This is a genomic window from Acinetobacter sp. WCHAc060033 (assembly GCF_004209125.1).
Taxonomy (GTDB): Bacteria; Pseudomonadota; Gammaproteobacteria; order Pseudomonadales; family Moraxellaceae; genus Acinetobacter; species Acinetobacter wuhouensis.
This window is the reverse complement of sequence record NZ_SGSW01000194.1, coordinates 1-408: the sequence shown is the minus strand read 5'-3', so window position 1 is coordinate 408 and position 408 is coordinate 1. Positions and strand designations below refer to the sequence as shown.

Sequence of the window (408 nt, the reverse complement as noted above, 5' to 3'; positions counted from 1 at the left end):
AGAGGTGGTTCCACTTGTTTGAACAACTAAAAGCGTATTTATAAGTGATATTCTGCTCTAGTTAAGCCACCTTGTTTTGTTGCGGTAGCTGATCATAGTAAAACTCATTTGGTGTCATTTTGTCTAGACTCGAATGAGGTCGTTTCAGATTATAAAACTCAAAATATGCACTCAATTGCTTTTTCGCATCTGTGACACTGCTATAAGCTTTGAGATACACCTCTTCATATTTAACGCTCCGCCATAATCGTTCAACCATCACATTATCAACCCATCGACCTTTACCATCCATACTGATTTGAATGCCATTTGATTTCAATACATCAATAAATGCATCACTGGTAAATTGACTGCCTTGGTCTGTATTAAATATTTCAGGTCGACCATATTTTTCAATAGCTTCATTTA

The 408-nt window shown here is 36.0% G+C and carries 1 protein-coding gene; it reads right to left on the bottom strand.

What is annotated here, in order from left to right; translation table 11 throughout:
* Positions 1 to 61: 61 nt before the first annotated feature.
* Positions 62 to 408 (bottom strand): integrase core domain-containing protein (locus EXE10_RS21245; protein WP_139846424.1); only part of this gene is annotated, 347 nt, incomplete at its 5' end.